This is a genomic window from Aquamicrobium defluvii (genome assembly GCF_004363725.1).
Taxonomy (GTDB): Bacteria; Pseudomonadota; Alphaproteobacteria; order Rhizobiales; family Rhizobiaceae; genus Mesorhizobium; species Mesorhizobium defluvii.
Map to the genome: position 1 here is coordinate 1 of NZ_SNZF01000076.1, position 2,208 is coordinate 2,208.

At 61.3% G+C, this 2,208-nt stretch carries 2 protein-coding genes; both read left to right on the top strand.

Annotation, left to right across the window (positions count from 1 at the left end; all coding sequences use genetic code 11):
• Positions 1 to 1,298, top strand: a 1,298-nt coding sequence (locus tag DES43_RS22145; protein ID WP_208110874.1) for a DUF5677 domain-containing protein, incomplete at its 5' end; no start/stop codon positions are given.
• Between the two features lie 51 nt (positions 1,299 to 1,349).
• The gene (locus DES43_RS22150) at positions 1,350 to 2,147 is read left to right on the top strand and encodes an HNH endonuclease (RefSeq protein ID WP_208110875.1); all 798 of its coding nucleotides are present in this window, start codon (positions 1,350 to 1,352) and stop codon (positions 2,145 to 2,147) included.
• Positions 2,148 to 2,208: the final 61 nt, after the last annotated feature.

Below are 2,208 nucleotides of genomic sequence, written 5' to 3' on the forward strand. Positions count from 1 at the left end.
CCCTGCAATCAACCAGCAGGGGTGGGTTCAAACATGGGTCACTTCTCAATGGAAAAATCCCTCAATCCCGGGTCAGCTCTCAGCGGAAATCAACACTCAAGGCGGCGGGACATGCCGAGGATGAAAAGCTGATAGGCTCCATCGTCGATCAGCTGCTTGGCTCAGGCGAAGACGCGGATGGCGACGACGAAGATGTCATCGAAATCGAGTCCGATGAGGATATCGTGCTCCAATTCACCGAAGCCGATACCGCGCGCGTGCAGGACTATGCCAACAAGATCAGCGAGACGCTTCCTGACCTGATCCATACGGTCGCCGAAGCGGCGGCAGGAAAGATGCTGCGTCGATATGAGCGCGACTGGGCGGTGTGGCGCGATGCGACCGACATTCAGATGGATCAGTTTCGCTGCAACCTCCAGGCGCGATGGGGAAAGGGCTTCGATGCCCTACGGATGCTGATTGAGCTGTCGCGAGACATCGGCACAGATTTTCACCGTCGCGCCAGCCGCTCGCGGTCGCGCCGTCGCGCGCATCTGAACAAGGCGCTCTCTCACCTCCATGTCCGCGCGATCCAGATCGCGTCCGAGATCATGGTACTGATGGAGAACGGCTATGCCGACGGCGCAATGGCGCGGTGGCGCACGCTTCACGAAGTTGCCTGCGTTGCGATGGTCCTTGACGATGGCGGCGAAGCGCTCGCCGAGCGCTACCTCGCGCATGAGATCGTTGAGGCGAAGAAGGGCCTCGGGCAATATCAGCAATGCCATACGCGCCTTGGCTTTGCTCCTTTTGCGAAACGTGCCGCCGCGCGCATCGAAAAGGACTATGCCGATGCGATCCGCCGCTACGGCAAAGAGTTTGGCGGCGACTATGGCTGGGTCGCTGCGCATTTGGGTAACCCAAAGCCAAATTTCAGCAATATCGAGGATGCCGCGGGCCGAGCGATGATGCGCTCGCACTATAAGATGGCGAGCCACAATGTTCATGCGAGCACCAAGGGCATCGCCTATCGGCTCGGGTCACTCGACCGCCGCTACGCGGTCATCGCAGGCGCCAGCAATGTGGGCTTTGTCGAGCCGGGTCAAAACCTGGCTTTGAGCCTCTTGCACATCACCATGCTTCTGCTTTCGACGTCGTGGACGCTCGACAAGATCGCGCAGCTGATGGCGCTGAACAAACTCCACGATCGTATTCCGCCCGCGCTCGCGCAAGCCGAACGCGCGATTGCACGAGACGAGAAGAAGATTCGTGAGGCTGCGGTCGCTCGCCATGTAAAGCGCTCACGCGCAAAGCGCTGATCGAGATCGACGCGCGACGGTAAGGCTGACCTCCCCGGCCCGGAGCGGATCATGAGAAGTTTCTTGTCCACACCGCCTGAAGCGACGCTCGAATCCCCGGATTATGCGATCATCGCCATGGTTCAGGGCAGTTTGGGCGAGCCGGGCGTCACGCTCGGGACGAAGGGGCGGTGTCGTTTCTGCGGCCAAACCGAGCCCCGCGCCTTCCGCAACGTTGCCCATACGCTCCCAGAGGCGTTCGGCAATAAGTGGGTGACCTCACTCGACGAGTGCGACGCCTGCAACGCCAGATTCGGTACGTTCGATGACGCGCTCGTCAAAAGCATGGGCGCGATCCTCACAGTCGGCGGCACGCAGGGCAAAGGCAACAAGGTACGTCAGACCGGCCGCAGTGACGGCCCGGCCTCGATCCGCCACCGGATTGTCGACGGCAAACGGTTGATATCCATGCGCGCGAACGGAACGCCGTTCGCGGAGCATTTCGGGGTGAACCGGAAAACAGGCGAGTTGGTCTTTCGCATCCCCGGCGGGACCGAGCGCTTCATCCCAGCCAGAGCCTACAAAGCGCTCGTCAAGATGGCGCTGGCGCTGCTGCCGGCGGATGCGCTGCCGAACTTCACGAAGATCATCGCCTGGCTTCATTCCACCGACGACGATCTCCTGCCGCACATGATTGTCGGCATTTCCTTTTCGATCATCGGCAATTCACCGCCGCTGCTCGCGGCCGCGCTGCTGCGACGGACGTCCGGGAACCGCGACACGCCCTGTATGCTGTTCGTCACGACGATGGGTTCGGTGTGCCTGCAGATCGTGCTTACGCGACGTCACGGCTTGCGCGTCCCGGAATGACAGCCTCGATACCCCGCTCGCCGAGCCAGTCACGTAGCCGATCGGCGTCGTAAGCCTTGTC